Here is a 24,837-nt window from a genome sequence, read left to right as displayed (position 1 = left end):
TAATTCACCTTTGAATCGAATGATTGTTAACGGAGGATTCCGCTTTCATGTCGCTCAAAGGCGATTGCTCGAGGCTCGTGGCCTTCACATGATTCAACGTCCCGCATCGGGAACATTTGATCTGGAGCTCTGTACACCCACCCATACGGGCGAGAAGTCTTTTGCAGTTACCGCATCTGAATTCTTTCAACATCTGCAAATTCCTTTTGCAAATTTGCGCGCCCTAAATCGCGCCCATAAAAAAGCCCGACACTTTGGCCGGGCTTTCTATCCAATCCTAAACACGTAGGAATGACAGGATGGGTTGATAATGGCTCAATGGCGCAATCGTAGTCAAGCAGCTTTTGTCTCAATGAGTCCCTCTGCGTCCAGAAGCTCTTGGGCAGACACCAAAGCCTCGTCCACCTCCCGCTCTAGTGTCTTGCGTATCTCGCGTCGCCACCGCTCCTGGGTCTTGATCGGATGCGGTTCGTCAGACCAGTTGTCCATCTCGTACCAGCCAGCCGGCAACACGTTGGTGGATCGCTTGCCATCCACGCCGGGTAATTTTGGTAGCGCCCACGTCACTACTGCGCAATGCAGGAACCGCCCAGGCGCCGGTGATCGTACGGACCGCGTCAGCTCCAGAATGGCGCCGTGCTTCCGCTCCTGGTGCGTCGAGTACTTCGCCACCAGTGCCCGCCAGTGCGCAGGGCTGAGCGCCTTGTGCAGCCGACCGAACACCCAGCAGTCCTGGAGAAACGCAGCCTCCTTACCGACGATCTCCCCCTTCTGCTTGGCGCACTGCACCTTCGGCTCGAAGTCGCAACCGCCGGCGGAACTGATGGTCTCGGCCGCAAGGGCTCGAACTACTGCTGAAACAACGTTGCGATAGGTCATGCGGCTTCCCCTTTTTTCAGCTCTCTGGTCTTTGCCCGGTATTCGGCCTTGATGGCCTGCAACTGCTCGATGGTGTAGCACTGGGGCTCATGAGGCCCTTCCAGCCAATCCACTTTGTCGGCGCCGATGCGTTTCACCAGCTCCAACCGGTAATTCACGATGTCGCCCGACTTGTGGTTGTTGCACGGTGCACACTGGCGCCACACATTCAGCGGTTCGAAGCGAAGCTCTGGGTTGCCACCGACAGTGCGGTAGTGCCCGGCGTGCCATTGGCCGTTGTGGTGCCGGCCGCAACTTACGCACGGCAGGCCGATATCCCGCTCGCGAATCCAGGCATTGAAGGCGGCCTGCGCCTCTTTCATGTGCTGGGCGCGCGACTTGATCTTCACCTTTGCCGCGCGCAGCTCCTTGCGGCCGATATCGGCCAGCGACTTGCGCGCCTTCGCCTGGTTCACGTCCTTGATGGCCAGGCCGCACTTCGGGCTACATACGGCTTGGCCTAGGCGCTGCGGCGGGAAGCTGATGCCGCATGCCGGGTTCTTGCACTTTTTAGGCTTGGGTTGCTTGGCGATCATGCAGCCTCCTTGCTGAGTAGATCAGTGAAAACCACACCTTGGCCTGTGAAATAGGCGACGATGCGGTCGGTGTAATTGATGCCTTGAGCGCGATTGAACAGGCTGGTCACCGGGAAGCCATCAGGGCCGAACAAATGACACTCCCCCATCATGGCCAGCTTCGTTTCATAGGGCAGATGGCGCATGACCCGGTACCACTCGGCCTGGAACCCTGCGTCCTCGTTCAACAATATCTGCACGCCAAAGTGCAGCTTGCAGTAGCGTCGAGCGTCCGCCGCATCGCCGATCTGCGTCATTTCGGCGATTCGCTTGTACATCCCGAACCACAGCCGGTTCTGGTCGAGGGTGCGGTCCTTGCCCGGGCGCAGGGAGACCACCACAAACTTTTTGTCCCGGTACATGGTGGTCAAGCATGTGATGGCCTCGGTGAGCTTGGCCTGACAGTTGACGCTGATCTTGTCGGTCATTGCGCCGCCCTCTTCTCTTCCAGTTCCTGCGCCTGCTTGATCAGCAGGGCCCGGCGATCAGCCAACTCATTGGCCGCTGCAATCCGGATCTCATCCTTTCGCTCTTCGCTGGCTTTCCGCATTTCCAGCATCGAACTCTTCACGACCTCCAGTTTTTGGCGAAGCAAGGGCTCTGGCCGTGTGACGGTGCCAGTGAGCAAGCCGGCGATGGCGCGACCGTCCTCAGTGATCGGCTCGACGCTCAGGTCCGTCAGGTACTTCTGGGCGTGTTCGCGCGGGATTCTCTTCAGCTCCATTGCCTTGGTCACAGCCTGCACGCGACGGTTTGCGTCAAAGCCGACGGACACGTGCCAGTTGACCGGTTTCGCATCCTCCCGGGCCTGGCCTACGAAACGCTGGTAGGCATCGATGAACGCCATGCGCGCACCGATTTTGTCGCCGCCATCCAAGATGGGCTTCGCAGCAGCCAGGGCCAGCTGGATCTCGTCGGTCAGCACCACTGTTTCAAATTCGTCGTTGGTGGTCATGGCGATGGCCCAAGCCTCGTCCTTGCCCGGGCGCCCGTCGGAGGACTGGACGCGTTGCAGGATGTCGGCCATCGCCAGCTTGCCCTTCACCTCGAAGCGGCAGGCCTTCAACGCGGCTTTGACGACGGGCACCGGGTAGGCGCAAAGATCTTCGGCCATCATTGCGGCAGTGCCTGGGTTCATTTCCTGGCCCATGGCCTCGGCGGTGGCGCAGATGGCGGCGGCCAGCCCGGCAACCTGCTGGTCATTCATTTCAAAGGTATTCATTGCGGTCACCTGCTTGCCGTTTGGCCAAAACTATCTGGGCGGCCTGCTCCGCTGCGGAGTGGTTCGCTTCTGTCCGCTCCATTTGGCGGGCGGTTGTGCCGTTGACTCGCTGCCCGGTCACCCACTGGGTGTGATAGCTCTCGGCGTTGGCCAGCAGCTCGTTGAGGCTGTGGCACTTGCGCAGCACAGCGGCATCGCTGGTTTTCAGGAAGTGGGCAGCGACGTGATGGGCGACATCGGCGCCGAGGCGGTCGACCAGTTGGCCGAGCTGGCCGCCGACCTTGGCGTTCCACACCGGCCAGGCGCTGTAGCGTTTGCGGTAAGCCATGGCGTAGTTCGCCCAGACCTTGAAGGTTTTGCAGGTCTGGTCTTTGGGGCCCGGCATGTCGGCGGGGATCTCGACCCGTGGGGTATCGGTGCGATCAACCACCAGCACCAAGCCGCGGGACTGAGCCGGCTTGCCGGTGGCGTCCTGCAAGTCCTGACTGGTGTCCTGATTGGTACCCTGATGATTGGTATCCTGATTTGTCGGAGATTTATCCGACCCTTGCTCGGATTTTTTTCCAACCTTGCTCGGAGATTTATCCGAGGTAGATCGGATTTTTTTCCGACCCTTGTTGTTTGGTGGGGTCGGATATTTTTCCGACCCGTCGAGCTTCTGGTTCCACTCGATCGCTTTCTCTGTGAGGCGAAAAAGCGTGATGTTCGAAGTGCTGGAAAGCTCAATCAAACCGGCCTCTTCCAGGGCCTTCAGCATGCGATAAGCGGTGTCCGGCTTGTCAGTGAGTAGCGGAAGCTCCTCAGTGATCTTGGCCTTGCTCAGCGCGAAGAAGATCCCGTCATCAGTCTTGATTGGCTTGGCCCAGCTCGGGCAGCCGTAGACGAAAGCGAACAGCAGGGCCTGCTGAGAATTCAGCCCCCACTCCAGCGCCTTCACCTGGTTAATCGTGACGGTGTACTGCATGTCAGGCCTTCCCGACCTTAGCGGCCAATTCAAGGAAGCGATCCACGTACCAGTGAGGCTGCGTCTCGCGGGGGCATTGAGGGCTGGTGAGGTTCTTGCCGTAGGCCATGCCCTTCTCGGTCACGGACCAGAAGTCGACCATTTCCTGTTTGGAGTTTTTGCGCTGAAGAACCTTGAGGAAGCCGTGGGCCTCCAGTGAAAGGTTGAAGGCGCGGGGGGTGCTGGCGATGGCGTGATCTTTGATCAGGGCGGTGATTGCCTTGGTAGGCATCGAAGAGCCGCCAGCAGCGTCCGGGGCGGCATCAACGGCGTAGCTTGGGAGGAACTTGGCGTCCAGGCCGTTGTTGGCGGCGATCTTGGCCAGCATCAGCATCTTGCTGGAGTTGGCAGGCTTCAACAGGCGGTCAAAGCATTCCAGGATGGCCAACTCGCCGACGATTTTGGAGTTGTTCGGGCCTTGGGCAGAAAAGTTGCCGGTCTTGCGGATGCTCGGCAGGACCTGGCCAACCACCCACTCTTCGAACCTCTCAGCGGCCGGCAGCTTGGACTTCATCACCAGCCGGTACAAGTCCCGCTCCGGGATGATCGTCATGAAACCACCACCCTGTTTCGGGGTAGTGGTCGCAGCCTTGCAGTGACGGGACACAGCGTTCTCTGGCTTCGAGTAGCCCAGTGCGTCAGCGACATCGCGCGCGACAAACCACGGATCGCCGAGCTTGTCGGTGATGACCCGGATTGCGGCGCCGTCGAAGTCGAACGGAATTACTGCTGAATTGCGCGCCACGTTTTCAGATTGCGAAAAACGTGGCGCGAGATTGGTAGTGCTATTGATATGTGGCGGCGTTTGCATATAATCGACCTCGCTAAGTTTTATCGAAGAAGCCGACCTCGACCGTCGGCTTTTTTATTGCCTGTAATTCGGCGCCGAAGCGCCAACCACCTCGCCCTACTCCCCGCATCGCCTCTCTCGAAACCCACTGGATAAAACACCAGCGACCTCAGGTTTCTTACTTCACAAACCGGCTGGGCCGATACTGGCTACATGGGCAGAAGGGTTTGCCTGTCAGGCGGCTTGGTCTTTCTTTGTCGCCTTGAACTTACCCTTGGAAAGGACGTGGATCTGGTACTGCCGGGATTCGGGGATCGTTTCCCCCCACATGGTCACGGCGCTTGGGCGGATGCCCAAAGCGAGTGCCAGCTTCGTCTTGCTGCCGAAGAATTCGGCGACTTCATGCGTATTCATTGCGCATCCTCGTTCGAGCCTGCCGCAATTTAAGCATGCTTAAGTTAGGGCATCAACGGTGATTTGCACCTACTGCATGCTTAAATTCAGTTAACTTAATATTGAGTCCATGGAAAGACACGAACGTATCGCCCGCGCCATACAGGTCAGCGGTAAAAAGAAAGGGGAAATTGCATCGCTTTGCGGCGTTGCAAATTCGGCCGTCACTCAGTGGATCACCGGCGAGAGCAAAAGCCTCAGGCCGGAGAACCTTTACGCCCTGGCGAAAGCGACTGGCTTTCGGGCTGAGTGGCTAGCCATTGGCGAGGGCAATGAGCGGGAGGCTACCGAATCAAATATCTCCCCCGCCGCCCAGCCCACCAAATCATTCCGCTACCCGGTTGTGAGCTGGGTTGCCGCCGGCGCCTGGGCGGAAGCAGTGGAGCCCTACCCGGCCGGAATCTCGGACACCTACGAGTTTTCGGAGTACGACTCCAAAGGCCCGGCGTTCTGGCTGACAGTTAAAGGTGACTCGATGACCGCACCCGCCGGCCAGAGCATCACCGAGGGCACTCTGATCTTGGTGGACACAGAGGCTGAAGTTGCACCAGGTAAGCTGGTCGTGGCCAAGCTGCCAGACAGCAATGAGGCCACATTCAAGAAGCTGGTCAGCGACGGAGGTCGGCTGTTCCTGAAGCCGCTGAATCCGAGCTACCCCATCGAGGCAGTCGACGAGAACTGCCGGATCGTGGGAGTGGTGGTGCAGGCGCTGCAGAAGTTTTACTGATGCTACTCAGGAGGCACCCATGCCCCTCACCAAGCCCAACCAGCAACTGCGCCGCGATTTCAAGTCGATTGCTTATAACCTCGAGCAGCACTGCATCGACCTGGGCAGGCTTGCGAGTCGACTCTGCGACGAGGATGCCATTGCACTGATGAGGCTCGTTGGATCCCATTATGAGGATATTGACACGCTGGCGGGATATGCGCGGGAGGTAAAAGCGGGAAGGATTGTGCGAGGAAAGCTCGACTAACCGCGACAACTGCCGTTTTTCACACTAAGGATGGTTATGGAAAGAGCGTTGATGTTTCTCGCACTCTCGCTGCTTGTCGGTTGTAGCTCTCACGAGAACGACCCCATTCCTCAGGGAAATATGCCGATGACCGAGCAAGAGTATCGCGAGTACCAGTTACATTTGCGCGAGTGCCCGCGACATATCGGAGATGATGCATGCCACTGAAAGAGCCCAACCAGCAGCTGCGCCGCGACCTGAAAGAGGCTGCGGCCCTGCTCAAGTGGTCAGGCGTTGATCTGATGCAGGCTGCCGTGAAGCTATCCGAGGCCGGGCATGAGGATGACGCCCAAGAGCTGATCAAGATCGCGACCAGGTTTCAGGCTGTCGAGGATCTGATGGCGGGGTATGCGGATGAGGTGAAGGAGGGGCAGATAAATCGAAGCAAGCCTGAATAGGCGCATAGTTTGGCGCGGAGGGATGCTGTAGCCTCTCGCTTTCGGACGGGCAGCCATAGGCTTAAATAGACAGAATCACGCACGGAAGCAACAATGGAAGACATGAGCAAAGCATCGCTACAAGTCGTTTATGACGGGCCCGCGCTTCAATCGCACGAGATGGAGGTGCGTGATCTTGCGCCCGCCCTTCTGGCTCTCGGGGAGCTTTTCGAAGAGGCAAACGCCACGCTCAACGATGGCCGAACCAAGCTCTCCGTCAGCGTCAAAGGATCATTTAAAACTGGCAGTTTTGGAATTGATCTTGGCGTAACGCAGAGTCTGATTCAGCAAGCCCAGGATCTTTTTGCCGGTAGCCCGGTTACCGCAGCGGCGAATCTGATCGCCCTGCTCGGCTTTACGAGCCTAACAACGAGGGGTGTTTTTCAGCTCATCAAGTGGGTTCGCAATCGAGATATCACAAAAGTTGAAATCCTTAGCGATGGCGTTGTCAGGGTTTTCTGCGATCAGGAGCATTTCGACACCGAGGAAAAGGTGTTAGCGCTGTTCCGAAATTGGAAGCTACGCAAGGCTTTCCAAGACGTAGTGCACAAACCGCTCCAGCGGCCGGGAGTTGATTACTTCGCCGTTCGCGAGCCTGATGGCGATTTCGTAGCGGCATCAGAAACGGAAGCCGAAAACTTCATCGCTCCCGAGCAGGAAGAGGAGCGACTTGATGAGAGTGAGCGAGTGGCCAGCCTTCAGTTGGTGAACATCGCCTTTCGCGACGAAAATAAATGGAGATTCCACGATGGCGCGTCCACGTTCTACGCGTCAATTGTTGATCCAAGTTTCCTTTCGATGATTGAGAGTGGCGATCTGCGATTTGGCAAGGGAGATATCTTAAGGGTTCGCCTAAAGGAAATTAAAACCCTTGTGGGCGATCAGTTGAAGGCCGAGCACCAAGTTTTGGAAGTACTTGACCATCGCCGCTCTGGCACTCAGCTAAAGCTTCCAATTCAACACCCCGATTGAATCAAGCCCGGCCCAGCGCCGGGCTTCTTGTTTTTGCCCTCATCATCCCGCTGCAGACCAGTCAATTTGACATCATTTACAACCTCTCCAAAGGGTATAGGCTAGATACTTCATGACACGAGCTCGGAGGACGCATGGACACGCTTAGCCGAGCCGAGATCGAGACCGTTCTCGCAAGCCGCCTGCCGAACTGCACAGTCTTCTGCTCGATGAGTGCGGACAACACCCTGTCCATTGACGTGGCGGGGTTGGAGGGTGACCAGTTCACGGCCGTGAATATAGATCGCCGCCAATATCATGGTGAAGCGGGCATCAACAGGCTCGTCAGGGAAATTCTCGAGGAGATGGTTATGTCTCGACAGTTATTCCGCCGCAGAGCCACGCGCTGAATACTGAAGTTCACTCCTCTATCTACTTGGCCAGCAGGCGCTTTCTGCACTCCCTGATTATAATGAGCGTATAACTGAATGAGCGGGCTCACCTGGGCCCAAGGCATTCGCAATGTTCATTCACGAAAACTCGGTCCTTCTACAGAGCCTGATCTCTCAGCTCTCGGACGTTGACGGTCGGTCTTCGCTTTCGCTGACCGGCGACGCTACCGAAAATCTGATGGGCCTTCGGGATCTCCTCCAGCTGGAAATGATCACCGGTGAGTTCGGCTACGGCGTGATTTCCGATCCGCTTGGCTTTCTTCTGACCTCTGCTGAAGCAGTTCTTCTGACCAAGCGCGGCAAGCTGTTCTCTGAGTAAGCCTCACCGGCGCATTCTCCCCCCGCCTTGAACTCCATAGCTCCTGGTCTACACTCCCCGTGCCGGCAACTTATTACACCTGCGCTCGGCATTTTTGCCCGCACATGCGGGCTTTTCTTTGCCTGGTGGAAAGTGGCCCTGCACTGCACTCGGCTTCTGCCGTCACCCTCCCCGATCTGAATGAGCGTATAACTGATTGCTAAGTATTTTTTCTAACTGAAGCTCTTTTCTTAATACCTCATTGGGATATTATTTCGCCGCATACACCACACCCATAAAGCCGAACGACCGGCGCTTGACGGACAGTCGATGAAAGAGATCACACAACGCTTGAGAGAAGAGCGCTTGCGCCTTGGCCTCACCCAGTCAGAGCTTGCAGCCTTCGGCGGAGTAAAGGTAAACGCACAGAATGTCTACGAGCGAGGTATCAGAGTTCCAAATGCAATCTACTTGGCCAACATAGCCAAGGCCGGCGTGGACGTGCTCTACGTTTTAACTGGCGGGCGAAAGTTCGCACAGTAGGCTTCGCCTCACCATGCAAATACTCGAACTATTGTGCAACTGCGGCACCCCGCTCCAGACCGCTTGCAGGGAGGCCGGATTGAAACCCCGCCCCCCTTAACCGAGGTCAGGCACGCCGATAAAGCTTGTCAGGCAGCTCAGCCCTCATTCGCATCTCTTCCTTGACCTCCGCGACAAACCTCGCAATCTCCCGACTGGATCCCAAGCTTCGCGGGTCAATCCCCGTTACCGTCAATTCTTCTTTTTGGCTCGTAGGATTGATCAGTTGGATGACAAGCGAATTGCTAGAGTCGACGATGCAGACGCAGCGAGTCGGAAGGAACGCCGTCTCGATAATATGGCGCAATTCCAGGGAAGAAATCATTGTGCAGTCCTTAGGCATTTGTTGTTGATGGGTTACCAGTCATCACTGGACCAGGTTATCCAATATAGTCCGTTACGCATGATTTTTCGTTCAAGTTTGTTCAATTTGAGACGTATACATCACTGTCCAGCGATTACCTGCTGACGGTAGAGGCCTACAAAGCCCGCCCTGCGCGGGCTTTTTTATGAGTGCCAGAACGCGCCCCTTCAAAAATATGCATTTGTGCATGAAACTTTTTGCGCCCTCTTGCCAATACATGACAGCATCAATACTGTGTATGCATACAGTTATCGCAAGGAGCGAAGCATGAACCAGGCACCCTACCCCACATCCAAACCGAGAAATTCCTACGAACTTGTTGGCCGCCGCCTGCAAGGCTTGATCGCCTCTCCCCGGGTACAGCGGATTCAATTGGTCGAGGTTTCCAGGCGCGACGACGAAAGCCCTGAAGCCTGGCGCCGGGTCATCCAAGACATCGGCGACACCGCCGGCATAAAAATCGAGCATTTGGATGGCGGTGCCGTCCGGATCGGCTGGCGCGAATACTGCGACGCATAAAGGAGCCCGCCAATGAGCGGGCTTTTTATCGACCGCGAATTTCAGCATTCTGAATTTATTTATTCAGCATGCTTGACACTTTAATTTCAGCTTGCTTAAATTCATCTCAAGCCAGCGACGAGCACCGCCGGCGAGCAGCGAGAGCTGCGCCGCTCTTTAACAGTCAGCGCAATACAGAAATACCAACAGACCGCATTGCCTCTACCGGCGACCGGCGATCAGACGGGTCAGATAGCCCGCCCACGACAGGAGAACCCTGTGCGGCTGATCGAGAGCGAAACGCTCGAACCGTGCGAATGACCTGGCAAGCAACGCGCCCCGCAAATCCCAGCGGTAGAAGGGAGATTCAACTGATCAGAATTAGCGCTCTGAGCTTCGGCTATGAGGAGCGCCGGACCTCATGTGGTGTGCCGAACAAACTAACCAGGCACAGGGCTGTACGCCGCATGTTGTAAATACCCGATGACCACGCCGGTAACGCTGCTGATCCAGCCGGAGTGACCAGGGAAGCCCGCCGCCGCACACGACTACCGAAACCTGCAATCAGCAGCGGGGAATAGGCACCAGCAACACGCACTGCTGACGCAACAACCCCGGCCTGTCGCCAGTAGCGAGGCCGGGGGTTTCACCGATAGTCCTTGGCAACAGGGCCTAATGGGAAACCAACCGAGGGTTACCACGATGGAAGCAACAATCATCAACGGTTCATGGAAAGGCCACCTCGGACGTGGCCTGGCGCCGCGAGAGCTTCAGTTCCTGCTTTGGATTGCCCAGGGCTTCACCTCGAAAGAGATTGCACGGGAAGCAGGCATTGAAGCAGGCACCGTCAAGAAGCGTTTGACCAATGCGATGTTCAAGCTGGGCGTGACGAAGCGCACTGCTTTGGTGGCCGAGGCCGTGAAACGCCAGATCATCACGCCGGTGTGCTTTGTGCTGGCGGCGCTGATCGCCATGCACTCGATGATCAGTGACGACTCGCTGCGTCGTGATCGCCGGGCGCCGGAACGGCGAATGGCTCAGGTGCGGATGGTACGCCGGGCTGAGTGCGCTGAATTGACTGTATGAGAAGGTGCTACCGATTTTGCCGAGAGCTGATTAGCTGCTGGCATCTATCAGCCATCTGAGGGAGGGACTCAGCCACATCAGACAGCACGCGGTACATCTCATTCTCGTCCGGAAACGGGTATACCTCGAGGTTAAGAGCGATCTGAACCTTGCGCAGATCTGTACCTTCGACGAGCCAGCGCTCAGCTGCGCGAGTCATCGCTGATCCGTTGTCATCCGTCTGCCAAGCAAGAAAGTCAAATAGCCTAGCGACCTGCAGAAACGATATCGAGTCAGGGATATCGGCAAAAAGCCGATCAGCCAAATTCTCCTCCCCAAACTCAACCACTACTGCACGGACAGCGCTGAACGCTTCAGTGTATTCGGGCTGGCTGCTCTCTGCTGCGATCACGTTTAACGCCCTTTCAACAACCTGATGCATAGCATTTCCTTGCTCCGATAAGGAGTGTCGATGCTACCAGCCTTCAGTACGACTCGCTAAACGGCCAGCGCCGCGGCAGCCGTGAAAGACCGGCACCTTTCCCCACCTCTATTACGTCAGCACTCCTCCCCCGCGCCCATCGGCAACCAGCGGGAGGCATGAGTGTTGACGAATACAGGTGAACAACCCGCCACCTTGGAGGCGACCATGAACGCAGCATTGAATATTTGCCAGGAGCGTTTCGACGCTGAGTTGCCTCCAGAGGTCAGCGAGAGCGACGAGGTGGCTGACTGGCTTGAGCATTCGGCGGAGCGCCTGGTGTGCGGCGTCGACATTAAGTGGAAGCGCCGCTACGGCCAGCCGCAGGTGGTGACGTTCGACCGGTTCTGCACGGTCCTGCAGGGCCACCTGAACCAGCGCCAGATCGACGGCCTGGACCAGCGCGATTCGTTTGCCCGCCTGCTGCTGTCGGCAATGCTCGGCAGCCAGAGCGATGCCCGCGCCCACGCTGCCGACTTGCTGGGCCAGCAACGCCCGATTGAAGCCGTCGAGAAGATCGCTGTAGCGCTGCTGCGGCCCTACGCCGAAGACGCGGTAGCAGCGGAACGGGAAGAGCGCGAAGACGACGTGGATGCAGATCTATGAGCCCTCACATCCTGATCGATGAGGCGCTGGAGGCACTGCAGCATCCCGCCAGCGAGCCCGGCGCCCAATCCGTCGTCGTGCGGATGATCACCAACATGCTCACGGGCGACGCAATCACCGTCGAAGAATTCAACCACTACTGCCAGCGCCTGCTGAAAATCACCAGGCACCGCAAGGAGGCCGCATGAGCACTGCACCGGTTAAATCGCTGATCGACGAGCAGCTCGACGATGTTGAGTCGAAGCTGATCATGCTGGGCTTTGGCCTTCCCTTCAATGAAGTGATCGGCCAGCCGCGTGAGCGTGCCGTGGCGACCTTGCCGAAGCGCCTGGCGGCAACCATGAAGGGCGGTCGAATTGCGGTGAGGGTTCGGCCGTGACCACCCGCCAGCGCACCAGGCGCCTACTGATCTGGCGCGGCTCTTTCCCGGCCCTCGCCCTCTTCACCTTCCTGATGTTGCTCAGCGCCCTCGCTGACCGAATTACTCAATAACCAACACCTTCAATCGCTGCGAGCATCGCGGCAAGGATTCCTCATGTCCGCAGTAATGAAGCAGGACGACAGCACGCCTGCGATGTCGGAGGCCGCGCTAGTTGAGGTTCTGAGCAGCAGCCTCTATCCCGGCGCAGAAAAGAACTCTGTAGTGATGGTGTTGGCTTACTGCCAGGCGGCGCACCTTGACCCAATGCTGAAGCCGGTGCACATCGTCCCGATCTGGAACTCGAAGACGAAAAAGATGCAGGACACGGTGATGCCTGGCATCGGCCTGTACCGCATTCAAGCGGCACGCACCGGCCAGTACGCCGGAATCAGCGAGCCTGAATATGGTCCTCCAGTAACGGCGAAGCTGAGCGGCGTCGAAGTCACGTATCCCGAATGGTGCCGCGTGACGGTCAAGCGGCAGATGAGCAACGGCCTGGTTGCCGAATACACGGCCAACGAGCGCTGGCTTGAAAACTACGCGACATCTAGCAAGGACACTGCGGCGCCCAACGCCATGTGGAAGCGCCGGGCATTTGCCCAGCTCGCCAAATGCGCCGAGGCCCAGGCCCTGCGCAAAGCTTTTCCTGAAGTCGGATCAGCGCCAACGGCCGACGAGATGGAAGGCAAAGCATTCGAGGAGCCGGCGCGCGATGTCAGCCCACGACAGCAAGCCCAGCCTGAACCGGAAGGGCTGCCCGCCTACTCCGACGAACTGCTGACCGAGAACATCGATAAGTGGCAGCCACTTATCGACTCGAACCGAACCAGCCCTGAACACCTCATTGCGACCATCAGCAGCAAGTACACGCTGAGCCCGGCGCAGATTGAAAAAATCACCAACCTCAAAGCCATCGATGGAGACGCAGCATGAAAATTCACAACGTAGCTCAAGGCTCCGCCGAGTGGCTTGCCCTTCGCGCCGAGTACCACACCGCCTCCGAAGCCCCGGCAATGATGGGCGCGTCGAAATACCAATCCCGCACGGACCTGCTGGCAGCCAAAAAGACCGGCATCACGCCGGACGTCACGCCCTCTCAGCAGTTTATCTTCGACAAAGGCCACGCAACCGAAGCCATGGCCCGGCCGTTGGCCGAAGCACTGATCGGCGAAGAGCTTTATCCGATCGTCGCCACGGAGGGCAACCTGCTCGCCTCCATGGACGGCGCCACGATGCTCGGCGAGACACTGTTCGAGCACAAACTGTGGAATGAGTCGGTCGTGGCCCAGGTGAGGGCCGGCGACCTGGCTCCGCACTATTACTGGCAGCTTGAGCAGCAACTGCTGGTGAGCGGCGCTGAGCGGGTCATCTTTGTTTGCTCGGACGGCACGCCGGAGAACTTCGTGCACATGGAGTACCGGCCCGTCGCCGGGCGCGCGGCCCAGTTGATCGAAGGCTGGAAACAGTTCGAGGCAGACTTGGCCCACTTCGAGATGGCCGACGCGCCTTCAATCGTCGTCGGCAAGGCACCTGACGAGCTGCCAGCCCTGCGCATCGAGCTGACCGGCATGGTTACCGCCAGCAACCTGAAGGTGTTTGAAGATTCGGCTCTGGCCGTCATCGACTCGGTGAAAACCACGCTCTCCACCGACCAGGACTTCGCCGATGCGAAGAAGGCGGTCAAGTGGTGCGGTGATGTCGAAGAGGCCGTGTCGGTCGCCAAGAAACAGGCTCTCTCGCAGACCCAAAGCATCGACGAGCTGTTTTCGTCGCTGGATCGCATCAGTGCCCATGCTCGCGAGACTCGACTGAAAGTCGACAAGCTGGTGAAGGCTCAAGAGCTGCTGGTGAAGACCAACATCAAGCAAAAAGCCGAGCTCGCCCTGGCGGATCACATCGCCGCAATCAACAAGACCCTTGGCAAAGTCACGCTGCCTCATGTCGTTTCGGACTTCGCCGGCGCCATGAAGAGCAAGCGCACTATCGCCAGCCTTCAGGATGCAGTTGATACCGAACTGGCCCGGGCGAAGATAGATGCAAGTCAGGCAGCGGACAGTATTCGCTTGAACCTGACCAGCCTGGCGGAGCTCGCCGTTGATTACGCCTTCCTGTTCAGCGACGTGCAGCAGCTGGTCACCAAAGCCAACGATGACCTGGTGACGCTGATCAAATTCCGAATCTCCGAACACCAGAAGGCGGAGAAGGAAAAGGCCGACGCGAAGCGCATTGCTGAAGAACAGGAAGCCCAGCGCCTGGCGGCCGTCAAGCCGGAGCCGGTCGTTGAGAAGGTGGCAACACCAGAGCCTGTCCGCACTGCTCCGGTCCAGGCAGCGGCACCCGTTGGACAGACCACAAAGCCTGTGGCGAGCCATACCGTCGAGCAGGTAACGCTGCAGGCCAACGTGACTGACTTCGAGGCCCTGGTGAAAGCCGTGGCATATGGTCAGGCGCCGATCACCGTTCTCTTGGTCAACTGGGAAGTGCTCGACGCTATGGTCGCCGAGCAGGGATCAACCTTCAGCATGGCCGGGGTGACGCTGGCCAAGGCGGCAGCATGATCAGCAACCTGAAATCAGACATCGAGTTTCGGCGCGAGAAAGCGCTGGAGCTTTCCAGTCAGGTCCGGCGTCATCTGGCCGCCGGCGGCAAGCTCACCATAGGCGATAGTCCGCCGATGAATCCAGACCCGGCGAAGCGTTCGGAATTAATCGACCCGACAACCATCCTCAAGCGCCGCAAGCCGCCCATCACCCGGGCCGAGCGTGAAGCGCTGCGCAAACTCGCGGAGGCTTTATGAGCAAGCGCAAACCCCACAACCTCAAAGCCCGCATTGACCGGTCCTGCCGGTCGCTGCTCGCCGCCAATCACGTCGCCGTGGTCAACATCGACCCCAGCGGCCGCCAGGGCATGATCAATTACAAGTCGCTGAAGAACATCGCCCCAGGGAAGATTGGCCAGGCCGTCTGCGGCATACCCCACCGGTGGACGATCTACCTAAGCGCGCTTTGCATCGACGCCTGCGGCGACCGCTACAGCAAGTCAGTGGAGGTGGCGCCCGACGGCGTCTACCTCTCCGACCACCTGGAAGACGTGATTGAGCATTGCTACAAGGAACTGCGCGACTCAGCCAATCAAAGCCAGATGGTGGCTTCGGGTTGGATTGCCATTCCGGAAGCGATGTCGCTCGAAGAGGCGCACGCCGCACGGATCTTCGAAGCGGTCGGCGCCTGGAATCTGCAGAAGGTCGCAGCGTGAAGCGAATCAATAAACAGGTCAGCGCGAGACGCCGACCAACCTGGCTCGCACTGCCGGCCAGCGGAATAGAAGAGGTAGGCCATGGCCATGGATCAAAAGACGCGATCTGCAAAGAGCGCGGCGAAACGAAAGGAGCTTGGCGAGGAAGAGCTTCGGCACCGAGTGCGAGCTGGCGAGAAGCAGATGCTAGCCGACCTCATGGCTTGGACTGAAGACACCGAACAGGCATCAGTGATGGCCGGCTCCCTTCGCTATGTTCACTCACTCGGCAGAGACGGTGCGCGTGAAGCGCTTCGTTCGCGCCACAAAATCGAAGTTAACGAAAACGTGGCGGCAGAACTCTACGCCATCGGCCAGCGCCAAGCATCACGGCTCGACGCCGAAGAAGTATAACCCACCCGACTCGCTGCATCCGGTAACCGGAGGGCGGCGCTTACCCGGAGTAACCCCATGACCAAGCAAACACAGCAAACAGTACTCGCCGCAGAACTCCCCGAGCGCGGCCAACCTCTGGCCGGCGGCGTGTTCGTCACCCGTTACTGGCTCAACGGCGCCGAGCGCGCCCTGATCCTCCTGCCTGACGAGCTCAGCGGACCGTGGGGCGAGTACGGCGTCGAGATCAAGGGTGCAGGCAGCTACAGCGACGGCGAAGCGAACACCCGGGCAATGGCCGAGGCTGGCAGCATGATCGCCAGGAAGGCCCTGGAACTGGATGGCTTCATACCTTCCTGCCTGGAAGGCCAGTTGCTGATGGCGGCCAAGGCCGATGGCCTGGTGGATCTTCGCGAGGACCGCTATCACTGGCTGAGTTCGCAGCGCTCCGCCGACACCGCCTACCTCATGGACTTTGGAGATGGCTGGCTCGACTACGGCGGCAAGAACGTCGAGCGGCTCGCGCGCCCTGTCCGCAGCCTCCCTATTCAGTAATTCATTCCTTCATTCGTTTTTCGCAGGTGATTCCCGGGAGCGCCAGGACGGCGCTCAGACCAGAAGCTCGTCGGGAAGCGCCGGCTACCTGCAACTTATCTCGCTCACAGGAGCATCTCATGCGTGCCAATGAACTGACCACGTACACCCGTGGAGATCTGACTATCAGCAGCCCGGACGAAGGGGTGGTGCTGAAGCTGGCAACCCTGGCCATCGCCGCGGCACCAGCCATTGCGGCAAGTGGCACCCCGGCCATTGGTGAATATTGGCCAGGCGAAGGCGGCATCAACGGAGGCCTGTTCCCGGGCGGTGAAAAGCCCTATTACCTGATAGTGGCGTCCGGCGCCGATGCTGAAGCATCCCATGAGTGGGGCGGCTGCGGCGAGGAGCTCGGCGGCGCCAAATCCCCATGGGATGGACAGGCCAACACCGCTTACCTCGCCAGCAGCAACCGGGAGCACGACCACCCGGCCGCCCAGTTCTGCGCAGCCTTCGAGCGCGACGGTCACAAGGACTTCTACCTGATGGCTCGCCGTGAGGCGACCTTCCTCGAAATCACCGTGCCGGAGGTGTTCGCCCAGTCATATCACTGGACGAGCACGCAGCGCTCCGCCCACCTCGCCTACTACATGGACTTTGAAGGTGGCTGGCTCTTCAACTACGGCAAGGTCAACGAGCGGCTCGCGCGCCCTGTCCGCAGAAAGTTTATTTGATCATTCAATTCTTCATTCGTGGGTGCGATAGCACCATCGCTTTTCAGGAGGCCAGGGATGGCGCTGCATACGGATTTGGAAATCCACAAGGTTGCCGAGGAGTTGCTCGGGCTTTCGCTTGATCTGGTGCGCAATATCCCGCGCGACCTGAAACAGGTTGTCGGGGCCAAGATTCGGGACGAGTGCCTGCAGGTCCTGGTGCTGATCGGCCGGGCCAATATGACCCGGGACAAGCTGCCCCAGATCAACCTGCTGCTGGAAAGCATTTGGATGCTGAACTACTTACTGCGCGCCCTTACCAACCGGGGGTTGATCAGCAAGGGGCAGCACGCCAAGGCAATGAAGATGACGGCCTCTGTAGGCCGGCAGGCAAACGCCTGGAAGAAGTCCGCAACCGCGCCCGCTGCTTGAGGGTCAAGGCCCTCTTGCCTGTGCGCCAAATCTGGTCGAGCCGCTGACCTCTGGTCACCGCCATGCGCACAACAGAAACCGCCGGTCTAAAGCGTCCACGTAGGTCTCGCGCAGTTTCCAAGCTGATCGGCACTGCCTTCGGTTTGGCGATGTAGATAGCTCGACAGGTCGCAGCGCTCCGCCAACAACGCCTACAACATGGACTTTGAAGATGGCTGGCTCAACAACAACGACAAGAACAACGAGCGGCTCGCGCGCCCTGTCCGCAGATTTAAGTGTTGCTCCCTTCCAGTTCGAGGATCTCGTCCAGGCTTACTACGACTGCCGACGCAACAAGCGGAATTCCGCGAGTGCCCGGCTGTTCGAGAAGGACATGGAGATCAACTTGCTGGAGCTGCACGACGACCTGATTGCCGGCACTTACCGGCCAGGCCGATCCATATGTTTCGTGGTCACCCGACCGAAAGCCCGCGAGGTATGGGCAGCCGCATTTCGGGATCGCGTCGTCCACCACCTGCTGTACAACCATGTGGCACCGCGCTTCTACGCCAGCTTCATAGCGGAAAGTTGCGCATGCATTCCAGGGCGCGGAACGCTGTACGCAGCCAAGCGCCTTGAGTCGAAGATCCGCAGCGCCTCGCAGAACTGGTCAAAGCCGATCTTCTACCTCAAGTGCGACCTGGCCAACTTCTTTGTCGCCATCGATAAGGCGGTGCTGCGCAAGCAGCTGGAGGCCAGGATCACCGAACCCTGGTGGCGGGCACTGGCCACGCAGACCCTCATGCACGACCCGCGCGAGGATTACGAGACCCGCAGCCCGGCGCACCTGTTCAACCGGGTACCGCAACATAAGCGCCTGGTAGCACAGCCTGCGCGCCTGGGCCTGCCGATCGGCAACCTGTCCTCGCAGTTCTTCGCCAACATTTACCTCGACGCCCTGGACCAGTTCGCAAAGCACCAACTGCGCGCCAAGCACTACATCAGGTACGTCGATGATTTCGTGTTCTTGCATGAGTCACCGCAGCAGCTCAACCAGTGGCTGGCCGAAGTCGAAGCATTCCTGCCCAGGCTCGGCGCCAAGCTGAACCCCAAGAAGACGATCCTGCAGCCCGTGGATCGCGGCGTAGACTTCGTCGGCCACGTCATCAAGCCCTGGCGGAGAACCACCCGCAAAAGATCCCTGGCCCAGGCGCTGAAGCGCACCGCCGCCGCGCCAGCCGAGGATCTGCGCGAGACCGCCAACAGTTACTTCGGGCTGCTCAGCCAGGCCAGCCACAGTGAGAAAGACCGGGCGGCACTCGCCCGCGTCGTACTGAAGCGCGGCAACAGTGTCAACGCCGCAATGACCAAGGCATTCAGGAGGAAGCCCCTCATATCCACGAATCACGCCAACTGGCGATGATCAACAAATCGCTGCCAGAGGAACGTTGTAAATCACCTGCAGCACAGCCGTCAAAGCTGCTGCCAAGGCCGCTCGACTGTTCCACTTTGCCTGTTTCCGCATCGTCAGTTTGACGTCAGCGCCATCAATGATCTGTCGATGATCTGTCATACCAATTTCATTTTGAGTTTCGGGGCCTTCTTTAACCGTCGCAAGAGCCGAAATAGCCCAGAAGACCGCGGAAATCAAACCGGTTACCAGTGAAGCGTATAGAACGACGTCCTTCATCGAATTGCCCATTCCTAAAACTTGAATCCTACCACTCCCCACCGCCCGGGCATGGCCCGGCAAGGACTCCCCGTGATCAACTTGTTCTGGCGCCTGGTCGCCAAGCTGCTCGCGCGCCCAGCGGTTGCCGCCTGGATCATCGCTCGCGCCCAGCGCACCCCGTACCTGCACATCATGTCCGCCGACGGCGCCGAGATGTACATGGGCCGCTGGTGGCTGTTCAACCCCTACTCCCGCGAAACGCACAAGCCGGCGCTTTGGTGGTGCCCGTGGTCTTTCCGCATCCACCACATCATGCGGCCCGACGAAGACCGGGACCTGCATGACCACCCGTGGAACGCCCGCACGGTCATCCTGCGAGGCTGGTACACGGAACAGCGCCTGCTACAGGCTGATGATCCGGCGCTTCAGCAGTTGTTGTTGAGCGCGGCAGAGCACGGAATGCCACCCGACGCAGCTTTCCAGGCAACCGAACACATTGATCGACGCGCCGGCGACACCGCCCGCCTCAACCACGGCGAGTACCACCGCATCGACCAGATATCACCAGGCGGCGTCTACACCCTCTTCATCACCAGCAAGTGGCGTGGTGACTGGGGCTTTCTGGTCAACGGCGTGAAGGTGCCATGGCGCACCTACACCGGCACCGACAATTGAGGTTCTAAGCATGAGCAAGGTAATTCAAACGGTGGAAGAACTGGACGCCGTGCTGCACTGGCGTGGCAAGCACGCTCAGGCGATCCGCGAGCGTGATGCCTTGCAGCAGCGCCTGACCGCAGCCGATGAGCGGGAGGATGCACTGGGAAGCCTGGTGCCGGAGGCTGAGTTAGCCTTGAAGGCGCTGAATGTTGCCGTCAGCGTTTACGACGTTGAGCTGGCAGACAGCGCCCGGCGAGGTTTGCGCTTGATCATCGCCGCGCTCAAGCCAGCCGAGCAGCCCGCGCCGGTATCGGTGGTGCTGCCTGTTGATCCAGAGCGCGAGCGCCTGATGGAAATCGTTCAGCAATACCCAAACGTCGATCCGCTCAAATACGACGCCGCAGTTCGAGCACTCCGCAAGTAACCCCTCCCCCTTCAAAGTCAGCCGCTATAGCGGCAAGGACGAAGTTATGCCTGAACAAAAGATTACGTTCGTCAACAGCGCGCCCGCCAAGTGCGGCTGCAAGATGGAATTCAGCTCTGGCGGCGGGCACTACTCCGACGTGGTTTACGTAACTCCGTGTGAGGCGCACAGCGGCAGCAAGCCGTTCGGGCCGGTAGAGGTGAAGCGCGATGCAGACGGCTGGTGGTATCACCCGAACATTCCGAGCTTTGGCGAAGGCGAAGACCCGGCGCCCTACATTGCCTGGGTTAAGGAACAGGGACTGGAACTGAAAGGCTGGCACTCTGGCGACGAACTCGAGGATCTTCCTGACGAGGATGCTGCGTGCACCGCCTGGAATCCCGAATCGCCAGGCCCTGAGTGGTTCCTGATGGGGATCTTCGATACGGATGATGGCCCCTATGTGCAGTGGGCGCGCCGGGTGACGCCATGATCGCCACACCGCGAAGCGTACCGGACGCTGGCACCGGGATGCTGCCGATTCGCCTTCAACGGCATGGAGCGCCCGGCGAGGTGTATCCGTGCCCGACTCATACCGGCGACAGCTGCTCCTACTGCGGTGGTACCGGCATGCGCGCCATCTGCGACAAGACTGATTGTCATGAGCACGGTTGTCAGGGTGGCGGCTGCTCCCGAACCGCCGAAGACTACCGAATCCAGCAGCTGCACAAATCGCGAGCGGAGGCAAAACCATGATCGCCACCCTCTGGTTCGCCTACGTCTTCATCTATCGAGGGCCCAGGCAATGATCCTGCGTGACGGATTCATCCGGCGAAAGTTCGAGGCGGCCATGATCCGACTGGCTATCGCAATTCTCATGGGCCGGAATGTTCAGCGCTCCCTTGTCGTGTCACGCAGCGACAACAACCAGATGTGGAGCATTGCCGAAAGGCTTGACGCCATCGCAACGCGCATCAGCATGAACTACCCCTAACCACATTCCCCCTACATGCCTTCCGGCGCAGAACTTCAGGGCAACTGACTGTCGACCCATCGCTCAGCTGCAGCCATCGCCTCATCAATTGCAGCCGGGTAGTCAGGCCACGGCCCTTCCAACTCGGCAGCGACTTCGCCCAGACCATCAATTGGCGCTGGCTCGATGATCTTCGCGGCAACCGGTGCTTCGTCGTTCGGGCGTCGCCAGTCGAACTTGAGAAACATCGTGTGACCGCGGTAAGCATGCGCTATCGGAGAATCGAAGTTGTGTGACACGTCCATGCCTCATCACGAACAGTTTTGAACTCTTTTGTACACCAATCTCGACGCAGTCGAAATCTAGGCAAAACGCCACTAGCCCATCCCCCTTAAATGCCCGCCGGTGAGCGGCGGCCGAGGTGCTCACCCAGAAGGATCAGCCTCGCCATCCATGGGCCGGTAAAGAGCCTCCCTTCTGGGTGAGCGCGGCAAACATACCCTCGAATGACAATCACTATCAAATATTTCCGATAGCCGCCCAGCGCGGCAAGGACACGTCCATGCCAGCAGCAGAACAGCTAAACGACGGGATCACCGGCGACAAGGTCCCCGAGGCGCAAATGGCCGAAATCCTCGGCACCACCCTCGCCGCCTTACGCTCCAAGCGAGCCCGAAACCAAATCCCACTCGGCGTGTGGAACAAGCAAGGCAGCCGGGTCATGTACAGCATCAGGAGATACTACGAATGGCTCGAAAGCCAATGGGTTTGCCCGCAGGAATGGACATCCACCACGGATCGATCCGCATCCGCTTTATGTGGAACGGCAGCCGGCGGAGTGAAACGCTCCCCTATCCCCCGACACAGAAAGGAATCAAGTCTGCCTCACAGGTTGTTGATCAAGTAAAAGGTCTGATTAAGCTGGGGCTGCTCGACGACGATAAGTACGCCGAGCTTTTCCCCAGTTCCAGTAACGTCGCTGGGGGGAAGATCAACTTCGGCGAGTATGCCCAACTCTGGCTAGACAGTCGTGAGGTGGTCGGTGGAACGAAGGCGAACTACAAGGGCGCACTGAACCGGTACTGGATGCCCGGCCTGGCCCTGGTGCGGATCGACCTGATCACCACCACGCTGCTCCGCCGGGTCATGGCCACCAGCGAGTGGAAGTCGCCGGGCGTTAAGCGCAACGCAATCTCGAAGCTGTCCACCATCCTGAATTCAGCCGTATCCGAAGAGCTGATCCAGAAAAATCCGGCGGCGATTCTGGAGCTGCCCAAGCGCAGCAAAAAGGAGATCGACCCGTTCACCCTGGACGAGGCAAACCAGATCATCGCCAAGATGTACGAGCACGATCACTGGCCCAGCACGATTTATGCGGCATTTTTTGAGTTTGTGTTTTTTACAGGAATGCGTCTCTCCGAAGCCCTGGCGATGCGCTGGGATGAGGTAGACGAGCAGAAGAAGACGGCCCACGTGTGTCGTGGTGTCGCACTGGGGGAAGTGGTGGAGCGCACGAAAACGGGTGGTGACCGCTTTGTTTTGTTAAATGACCGCGCCCTGCATGCCTTGGATTTCGCCAAGGAATACGCAGAACGTCGGAAAAAGGGCAAAGGCAAGGTGCTGGAAACCCCTTACATCTTCCCGCCCTCAAAGAACGCAGCCTACGTCCGACAAACGTCCGACCTGCACAAGCAATGGGTTCCTACCCTAAAAGCACTAAACATCCGTCGTCGCCCGCCATACAACTGTCGTCACACCTATGCGACAATATGCATTATGTCTGGCATGAACCCCGCCTTCATCTCCCAGCAGCTCGGCCATAGTGTGCAGATGCTGCTCTCGACTTATGCGCGTTGGATCAACTCAAGCTCGGACTGGAGCGAAATGCAAAAGCTCCAGATTGGTCCCAAATTGGTCCCAGTTCAAATAAGCGCACCCTAAGCTATTGATAGGTAAAGTAATTGATCTCCACAGCTAACATCACCATGCAGTTCGGCGCCAAGCCGCTCTTCGAGAACGTTTCGGTCAAGTTCGGCGCCGGCAACCGGTATGGTCTGATCGGTGCCAACGGTTGCGGCAAGTCGACCTTCATGAAAATCCTCGGTGGCGACCTCGATCCGTCGGGCGGCCAGGTCATGCTGGAGCCGAATGTTCGCCTGGGTAAATTGCGCCAGGACCAGTTCGCTTACGAAGAATTCACCGTACTCGACACCGTGATCATGGGCCACGAGGAACTGTGGAAGGTCAAGGCCGAGCGCGACCGCATCTACTCGCTGCCGGAAATGAGCGAAGAAGACGGCATGGCCGTCGCCGAGCTGGAAACCGAGTTCGCCGAGATGGACGGCTACACCGCCGAATCCCGCGCCGGCGAACTGCTGCTGGGCCTGGGCATTCCCCTGGAACAGCATTTCGGCCCGATGAGCGAAGTGTCGCCCGGCTGGAAACTGCGCGTGCTGCTGGCCCAGGCGCTGTTTTCCGATCCTGAAGTGCTGTTGCTCGACGAACCGACCAACCACCTGGACATCAACACCATACGCTGGCTGGAAAACATCCTGACCCAGCGCTCCAGCCTGATGATCATCATCTCTCACGACCGTCACTTCCTGAACAGCGTGTGCACCCACATGGCTGACCTGGACTACGGCGAGTTGCGCCTGTTCCCGGGCAACTACGACGAGTACATGACCGTGGCGACCCAGTCCCGCGAGCAGCTGCTGTCGGACAACGCCAAGAAGAAAGCGCAGATCTCCGAACTGCAATCGTTCGTCAGCCGCTTCTCGGCCAACGCCTCGAAAGCCAAGCAGGCCACCTCGCGTGCCAAGGCGATCGACAAGATCCAGCTGGCCGAGGTCAAGCCGTCGAGCCGCGTGAGCCCGTTCATCCGTTTCGAGCAGAACAAAAAACTGCACCGCCAGGCGGTCATCGTCGAGCGCATGGCCAAGGGTTTCGACGGCAAGCCGCTGTTCAAGGACTTCAGCTTCCAGGTTGAAGCCGGCGAGCGCGTGGCGATCATCGGCCCGAACGGTATCGGCAAAACCACCCTGCTGCGCACCCTGGTCAACGAACTGACCCCGGATGCCGGTAGCATCAAGTGGACCGACGCCGCGGAACTGGGCTACTACGCCCAGGACCACGCGCATGACTTCGAAGACGACGTCACCCTGTTCGACTGGATGGGCCAGTGGACGCAAGGCGAACAGATGATCCGTGGCACCTTGGGTCGCATGCTGTTCTCCAACGACGAGATCCAGAAGTCGGTCAAGGTGATTTCCGGTGGTGAGCAAGGCCGCATGCTGTTCGGCAAGCTGATCCTGCAAAAGCCGAACGTGCTGATCATGGACGAACCGACCAACCACTTGGACATGGAGTCCATCGAAGCGCTGAACCTGGCGCTGGAGAACTACCCGGGCACGCTGATCTTCGTCAGCCACGACCGCGAGTTCGTATCGTCCCTGGCCACCCGCATCATCGAGTTGAGCGCCACCGGCGTGATCGACTTCAGCGGCACCTACGACGACTACCTGCGCAGCCAAGGCGTGGTGTTCTAAATCGCGTCGTTGTGGTGAGCAGGCTTGCTGTGACTTGCAAGCCTGCTGTAACTGACAGGCCTATTGTCGCTGACAGACTTATTGTGGTGAGCAGGCTTGCCCTGCGTTGGGCTGCGAAGCAGCCCTAAATTCAAACACCGCGCTCTGTCTGGCAGAACGCGGTGCTTTTT

General features: G+C 58.8%; 39 protein-coding genes. 27 read left to right on the top strand and 12 right to left on the bottom strand.

Annotated elements, in window-relative coordinates; all coding sequences use genetic code 11:
- Positions 1-4: 4 nt before the first annotated feature.
- The 8 genes from QMX97_RS02225 to QMX97_RS02190 all read right to left on the bottom strand — a co-directional run bounded on the left by QMX97_RS02225 (position 5) and on the right by QMX97_RS02190 (position 4,922).
- Positions 5-199 carry a Com family DNA-binding transcriptional regulator gene (locus QMX97_RS02225; RefSeq protein WP_282395774.1) on the bottom strand — a complete coding sequence of 65 codons (195 nt, stop codon included), beginning with the start codon at positions 197-199 and terminating at the stop codon, positions 5-7.
- Positions 200-333: 134 nt separating this feature from the next.
- The gene (locus tag QMX97_RS02220; RefSeq protein WP_282395773.1) at positions 334-879 is read right to left on the bottom strand and encodes a hypothetical protein; all 546 of its coding nucleotides are present in this window, start codon (positions 877-879) and stop codon (positions 334-336) included.
- Complete coding sequence (locus tag QMX97_RS02215) at positions 876-1,454, bottom strand: recombination protein NinG (RefSeq protein ID WP_282395772.1); 579 nt, start codon at positions 1,452-1,454, stop codon at positions 876-878. The genes QMX97_RS02220 and QMX97_RS02215 overlap by 4 nt, the downstream gene beginning before the upstream one ends.
- Positions 1,451-1,921, bottom strand: a complete 471-nt coding sequence (locus QMX97_RS02210) for a hypothetical protein (RefSeq protein WP_282395771.1) — start codon at positions 1,919-1,921, stop codon at positions 1,451-1,453. Before QMX97_RS02210 ends, QMX97_RS02215 begins: the two co-directional genes overlap by 4 nt.
- Positions 1,918-2,715 carry a hypothetical protein gene (locus QMX97_RS02205; RefSeq protein WP_282395769.1) on the bottom strand — a complete coding sequence of 266 codons (798 nt, stop codon included), beginning with the start codon at positions 2,713-2,715 and terminating at the stop codon, positions 1,918-1,920. The genes QMX97_RS02210 and QMX97_RS02205 overlap by 4 nt, the downstream gene beginning before the upstream one ends.
- Positions 2,702-3,679: a phage replication protein gene (locus QMX97_RS02200; protein ID WP_282395768.1), complete on the bottom strand. Its 978-nt coding sequence runs from the start codon at positions 3,677-3,679 to the stop codon at positions 2,702-2,704. The genes QMX97_RS02205 and QMX97_RS02200 overlap by 14 nt, the downstream gene beginning before the upstream one ends.
- Position 3,680: 1 nt before the next feature.
- A complete protein-coding gene (locus tag QMX97_RS02195) occupies positions 3,681-4,529 on the bottom strand; it encodes a BRO family protein (protein WP_282395767.1) in 849 nt (282 codons plus the stop codon).
- Between the two features lie 213 nt (positions 4,530-4,742).
- Positions 4,743-4,922 carry a Cro/CI family transcriptional regulator gene (locus tag QMX97_RS02190; RefSeq protein ID WP_282395766.1) on the bottom strand — a complete coding sequence of 60 codons (180 nt, stop codon included), beginning with the start codon at positions 4,920-4,922 and terminating at the stop codon, positions 4,743-4,745.
- A gap of 109 nt (positions 4,923-5,031) precedes the next feature.
- Between QMX97_RS02190 and QMX97_RS02185 the strand changes: the two genes are divergently transcribed.
- The 7 genes from QMX97_RS02185 (at position 5,032) to QMX97_RS02155 (ending at position 8,655) form a co-directional block, all read left to right on the top strand.
- The gene (locus QMX97_RS02185) at positions 5,032-5,688 is read left to right on the top strand and encodes an XRE family transcriptional regulator (RefSeq protein WP_177015849.1); all 657 of its coding nucleotides are present in this window, start codon (positions 5,032-5,034) and stop codon (positions 5,686-5,688) included.
- Between the two features lie 19 nt (positions 5,689-5,707).
- A complete protein-coding gene (locus QMX97_RS02180; protein WP_282395765.1) occupies positions 5,708-5,935 on the top strand; it encodes a hypothetical protein in 228 nt (75 codons plus the stop codon).
- Between the two features lie 197 nt (positions 5,936-6,132).
- On the top strand, positions 6,133-6,372 hold the full coding sequence (locus tag QMX97_RS02175) for a hypothetical protein (protein WP_282395764.1): 240 nt from the start codon (positions 6,133-6,135) through the stop codon (positions 6,370-6,372).
- 93 nt (positions 6,373-6,465) lie between these two features.
- Entirely contained in the window at positions 6,466-7,383 is a 918-nt protein-coding gene (locus tag QMX97_RS02170; protein ID WP_056861762.1) for a hypothetical protein, read from the top strand.
- A gap of 134 nt (positions 7,384-7,517) precedes the next feature.
- A complete protein-coding gene (locus tag QMX97_RS02165) occupies positions 7,518-7,772 on the top strand; it encodes a hypothetical protein (protein WP_282395761.1) in 255 nt (84 codons plus the stop codon).
- A 112-nt stretch (positions 7,773-7,884) separates the two neighbouring features.
- The gene (locus QMX97_RS02160) at positions 7,885-8,133 is read left to right on the top strand and encodes a hypothetical protein (RefSeq protein ID WP_282395760.1); all 249 of its coding nucleotides are present in this window, start codon (positions 7,885-7,887) and stop codon (positions 8,131-8,133) included.
- 309 nt (positions 8,134-8,442) lie between these two features.
- Positions 8,443-8,655 (top strand): helix-turn-helix transcriptional regulator, encoded by a 213-nt coding sequence (locus QMX97_RS02155; RefSeq protein ID WP_282395759.1) that lies wholly within the window; start codon positions 8,443-8,445, stop codon positions 8,653-8,655.
- A gap of 106 nt (positions 8,656-8,761) precedes the next feature.
- On the opposite strand, the gene QMX97_RS02150 is transcribed toward QMX97_RS02155, so the two are convergent.
- Complete coding sequence (locus QMX97_RS02150) at positions 8,762-9,019, bottom strand: DUF1652 domain-containing protein (RefSeq protein ID WP_282395758.1); 258 nt, start codon at positions 9,017-9,019, stop codon at positions 8,762-8,764.
- A 306-nt stretch (positions 9,020-9,325) separates the two neighbouring features.
- On the opposite strand from QMX97_RS02150, the gene QMX97_RS02145 reads away from it, so the two are divergent.
- Positions 9,326-9,577 carry a DUF1654 domain-containing protein gene (locus QMX97_RS02145; RefSeq protein WP_282395757.1) on the top strand — a complete coding sequence of 84 codons (252 nt, stop codon included), beginning with the start codon at positions 9,326-9,328 and terminating at the stop codon, positions 9,575-9,577.
- A gap of 681 nt (positions 9,578-10,258) precedes the next feature.
- On the top strand, positions 10,259-10,642 hold the full coding sequence (locus tag QMX97_RS02140; protein WP_282395756.1) for a helix-turn-helix transcriptional regulator: 384 nt from the start codon (positions 10,259-10,261) through the stop codon (positions 10,640-10,642).
- Positions 10,643-10,649: 7 nt separating this feature from the next.
- Here QMX97_RS02140 and QMX97_RS02135 read toward each other — a convergent pair whose 3' ends face one another.
- Positions 10,650-11,063 carry a hypothetical protein gene (locus tag QMX97_RS02135; RefSeq protein ID WP_242201477.1) on the bottom strand — a complete coding sequence of 138 codons (414 nt, stop codon included), beginning with the start codon at positions 11,061-11,063 and terminating at the stop codon, positions 10,650-10,652.
- A gap of 207 nt (positions 11,064-11,270) precedes the next feature.
- On the opposite strand from QMX97_RS02135, the gene QMX97_RS02130 reads away from it, so the two are divergent.
- The 12 genes from QMX97_RS02130 to QMX97_RS02075 all read left to right on the top strand — a co-directional run bounded on the left by QMX97_RS02130 (position 11,271) and on the right by QMX97_RS02075 (position 18,837).
- A complete protein-coding gene (locus QMX97_RS02130; RefSeq protein WP_282395752.1) occupies positions 11,271-11,708 on the top strand; it encodes a hypothetical protein in 438 nt (145 codons plus the stop codon).
- Positions 11,705-11,896, top strand: coding sequence for a hypothetical protein (locus QMX97_RS02125; RefSeq protein ID WP_282395750.1), 192 nt, complete (start codon positions 11,705-11,707; stop codon positions 11,894-11,896). The genes QMX97_RS02130 and QMX97_RS02125 overlap by 4 nt, the downstream gene beginning before the upstream one ends.
- Entirely contained in the window at positions 11,893-12,087 is a 195-nt protein-coding gene (locus QMX97_RS02120; RefSeq protein ID WP_282395749.1) for a hypothetical protein, read from the top strand. Before QMX97_RS02125 ends, QMX97_RS02120 begins: the two co-directional genes overlap by 4 nt.
- 168 nt (positions 12,088-12,255) lie before the next feature.
- Positions 12,256-13,062, top strand: a complete 807-nt coding sequence (gene bet / locus QMX97_RS02115; RefSeq protein WP_282395918.1) for a phage recombination protein Bet — start codon at positions 12,256-12,258, stop codon at positions 13,060-13,062.
- A complete protein-coding gene (locus QMX97_RS02110; protein ID WP_282395748.1) occupies positions 13,059-14,687 on the top strand; it encodes a YqaJ viral recombinase family protein in 1,629 nt (542 codons plus the stop codon). The genes bet and QMX97_RS02110 overlap by 4 nt, the downstream gene beginning before the upstream one ends.
- Positions 14,684-14,926, top strand: a complete 243-nt coding sequence (locus tag QMX97_RS02105) for a hypothetical protein (protein WP_282395747.1) — start codon at positions 14,684-14,686, stop codon at positions 14,924-14,926. Before QMX97_RS02110 ends, QMX97_RS02105 begins: the two co-directional genes overlap by 4 nt.
- Positions 14,923-15,384, top strand: a complete 462-nt coding sequence (locus QMX97_RS02100; RefSeq protein ID WP_282395746.1) for a hypothetical protein — start codon at positions 14,923-14,925, stop codon at positions 15,382-15,384. The genes QMX97_RS02105 and QMX97_RS02100 overlap by 4 nt, the downstream gene beginning before the upstream one ends.
- 81 nt (positions 15,385-15,465) lie before the next feature.
- Positions 15,466-15,777: a hypothetical protein gene (locus QMX97_RS02095; RefSeq protein WP_282395745.1), complete on the top strand. Its 312-nt coding sequence runs from the start codon at positions 15,466-15,468 to the stop codon at positions 15,775-15,777.
- A 57-nt stretch (positions 15,778-15,834) separates the two neighbouring features.
- Positions 15,835-16,311: a hypothetical protein gene (locus QMX97_RS02090; RefSeq protein WP_282395744.1), complete on the top strand. Its 477-nt coding sequence runs from the start codon at positions 15,835-15,837 to the stop codon at positions 16,309-16,311.
- 119 nt (positions 16,312-16,430) lie between these two features.
- A complete protein-coding gene (locus QMX97_RS02085; protein ID WP_282395743.1) occupies positions 16,431-17,024 on the top strand; it encodes a DUF1566 domain-containing protein in 594 nt (197 codons plus the stop codon).
- Positions 17,025-17,081: 57 nt separating this feature from the next.
- On the top strand, positions 17,082-17,435 hold the full coding sequence (locus tag QMX97_RS02080; protein WP_054917220.1) for a four helix bundle protein: 354 nt from the start codon (positions 17,082-17,084) through the stop codon (positions 17,433-17,435).
- Positions 17,436-17,646: 211 nt separating this feature from the next.
- Positions 17,647-18,837 (top strand): RNA-directed DNA polymerase, encoded by a 1,191-nt coding sequence (locus QMX97_RS02075; RefSeq protein ID WP_282395742.1) that lies wholly within the window; start codon positions 17,647-17,649, stop codon positions 18,835-18,837.
- On the opposite strand, the gene QMX97_RS02070 is transcribed toward QMX97_RS02075, so the two are convergent.
- Positions 18,838-19,104, bottom strand: a complete 267-nt coding sequence (locus QMX97_RS02070; protein WP_282395741.1) for a hypothetical protein — start codon at positions 19,102-19,104, stop codon at positions 18,838-18,840.
- A gap of 72 nt (positions 19,105-19,176) precedes the next feature.
- On the opposite strand from QMX97_RS02070, the gene QMX97_RS02065 reads away from it, so the two are divergent.
- The 4 genes from QMX97_RS02065 (at position 19,177) to QMX97_RS02050 (ending at position 21,140) form a co-directional block, all read left to right on the top strand.
- Positions 19,177-19,761: a hypothetical protein gene (locus tag QMX97_RS02065; protein WP_282395740.1), complete on the top strand. Its 585-nt coding sequence runs from the start codon at positions 19,177-19,179 to the stop codon at positions 19,759-19,761.
- A gap of 10 nt (positions 19,762-19,771) precedes the next feature.
- Positions 19,772-20,167, top strand: coding sequence for a hypothetical protein (locus QMX97_RS02060; protein ID WP_282395739.1), 396 nt, complete (start codon positions 19,772-19,774; stop codon positions 20,165-20,167).
- A gap of 46 nt (positions 20,168-20,213) precedes the next feature.
- Positions 20,214-20,639 carry a hypothetical protein gene (locus tag QMX97_RS02055; RefSeq protein ID WP_348775360.1) on the top strand — a complete coding sequence of 142 codons (426 nt, stop codon included), beginning with the start codon at positions 20,214-20,216 and terminating at the stop codon, positions 20,637-20,639.
- A 312-nt stretch (positions 20,640-20,951) separates the two neighbouring features.
- On the top strand, positions 20,952-21,140 hold the full coding sequence (locus tag QMX97_RS02050; RefSeq protein WP_282395738.1) for a hypothetical protein: 189 nt from the start codon (positions 20,952-20,954) through the stop codon (positions 21,138-21,140).
- 35 nt (positions 21,141-21,175) lie between these two features.
- On the opposite strand, the gene QMX97_RS02045 is transcribed toward QMX97_RS02050, so the two are convergent.
- On the bottom strand, positions 21,176-21,424 hold the full coding sequence (locus tag QMX97_RS02045) for a hypothetical protein (RefSeq protein ID WP_282395737.1): 249 nt from the start codon (positions 21,422-21,424) through the stop codon (positions 21,176-21,178).
- 442 nt (positions 21,425-21,866) lie between these two features.
- Between QMX97_RS02045 and QMX97_RS02040 the strand changes: the two genes are divergently transcribed.
- Positions 21,867-23,060 carry a tyrosine-type recombinase/integrase gene (locus QMX97_RS02040; protein ID WP_282395736.1) on the top strand — a complete coding sequence of 398 codons (1,194 nt, stop codon included), beginning with the start codon at positions 21,867-21,869 and terminating at the stop codon, positions 23,058-23,060.
- A gap of 20 nt (positions 23,061-23,080) precedes the next feature.
- The gene (locus QMX97_RS02035) at positions 23,081-24,667 is read left to right on the top strand and encodes an ABC-F family ATPase (RefSeq protein WP_010210624.1); all 1,587 of its coding nucleotides are present in this window, start codon (positions 23,081-23,083) and stop codon (positions 24,665-24,667) included.
- The last annotated feature ends 170 nt before the right edge of the window (positions 24,668-24,837 follow it).

The sequence above is a fragment of the Pseudomonas sp. PS01298 genome, from assembly GCF_029959745.1.
GTDB lineage: Bacteria > Pseudomonadota > Gammaproteobacteria > Pseudomonadales > Pseudomonadaceae > Aquipseudomonas > Aquipseudomonas aylmerensis.
Note: the sequence above shows the minus strand (reverse complement) of the source record. Positions and strands in the feature narration are given on the sequence as shown.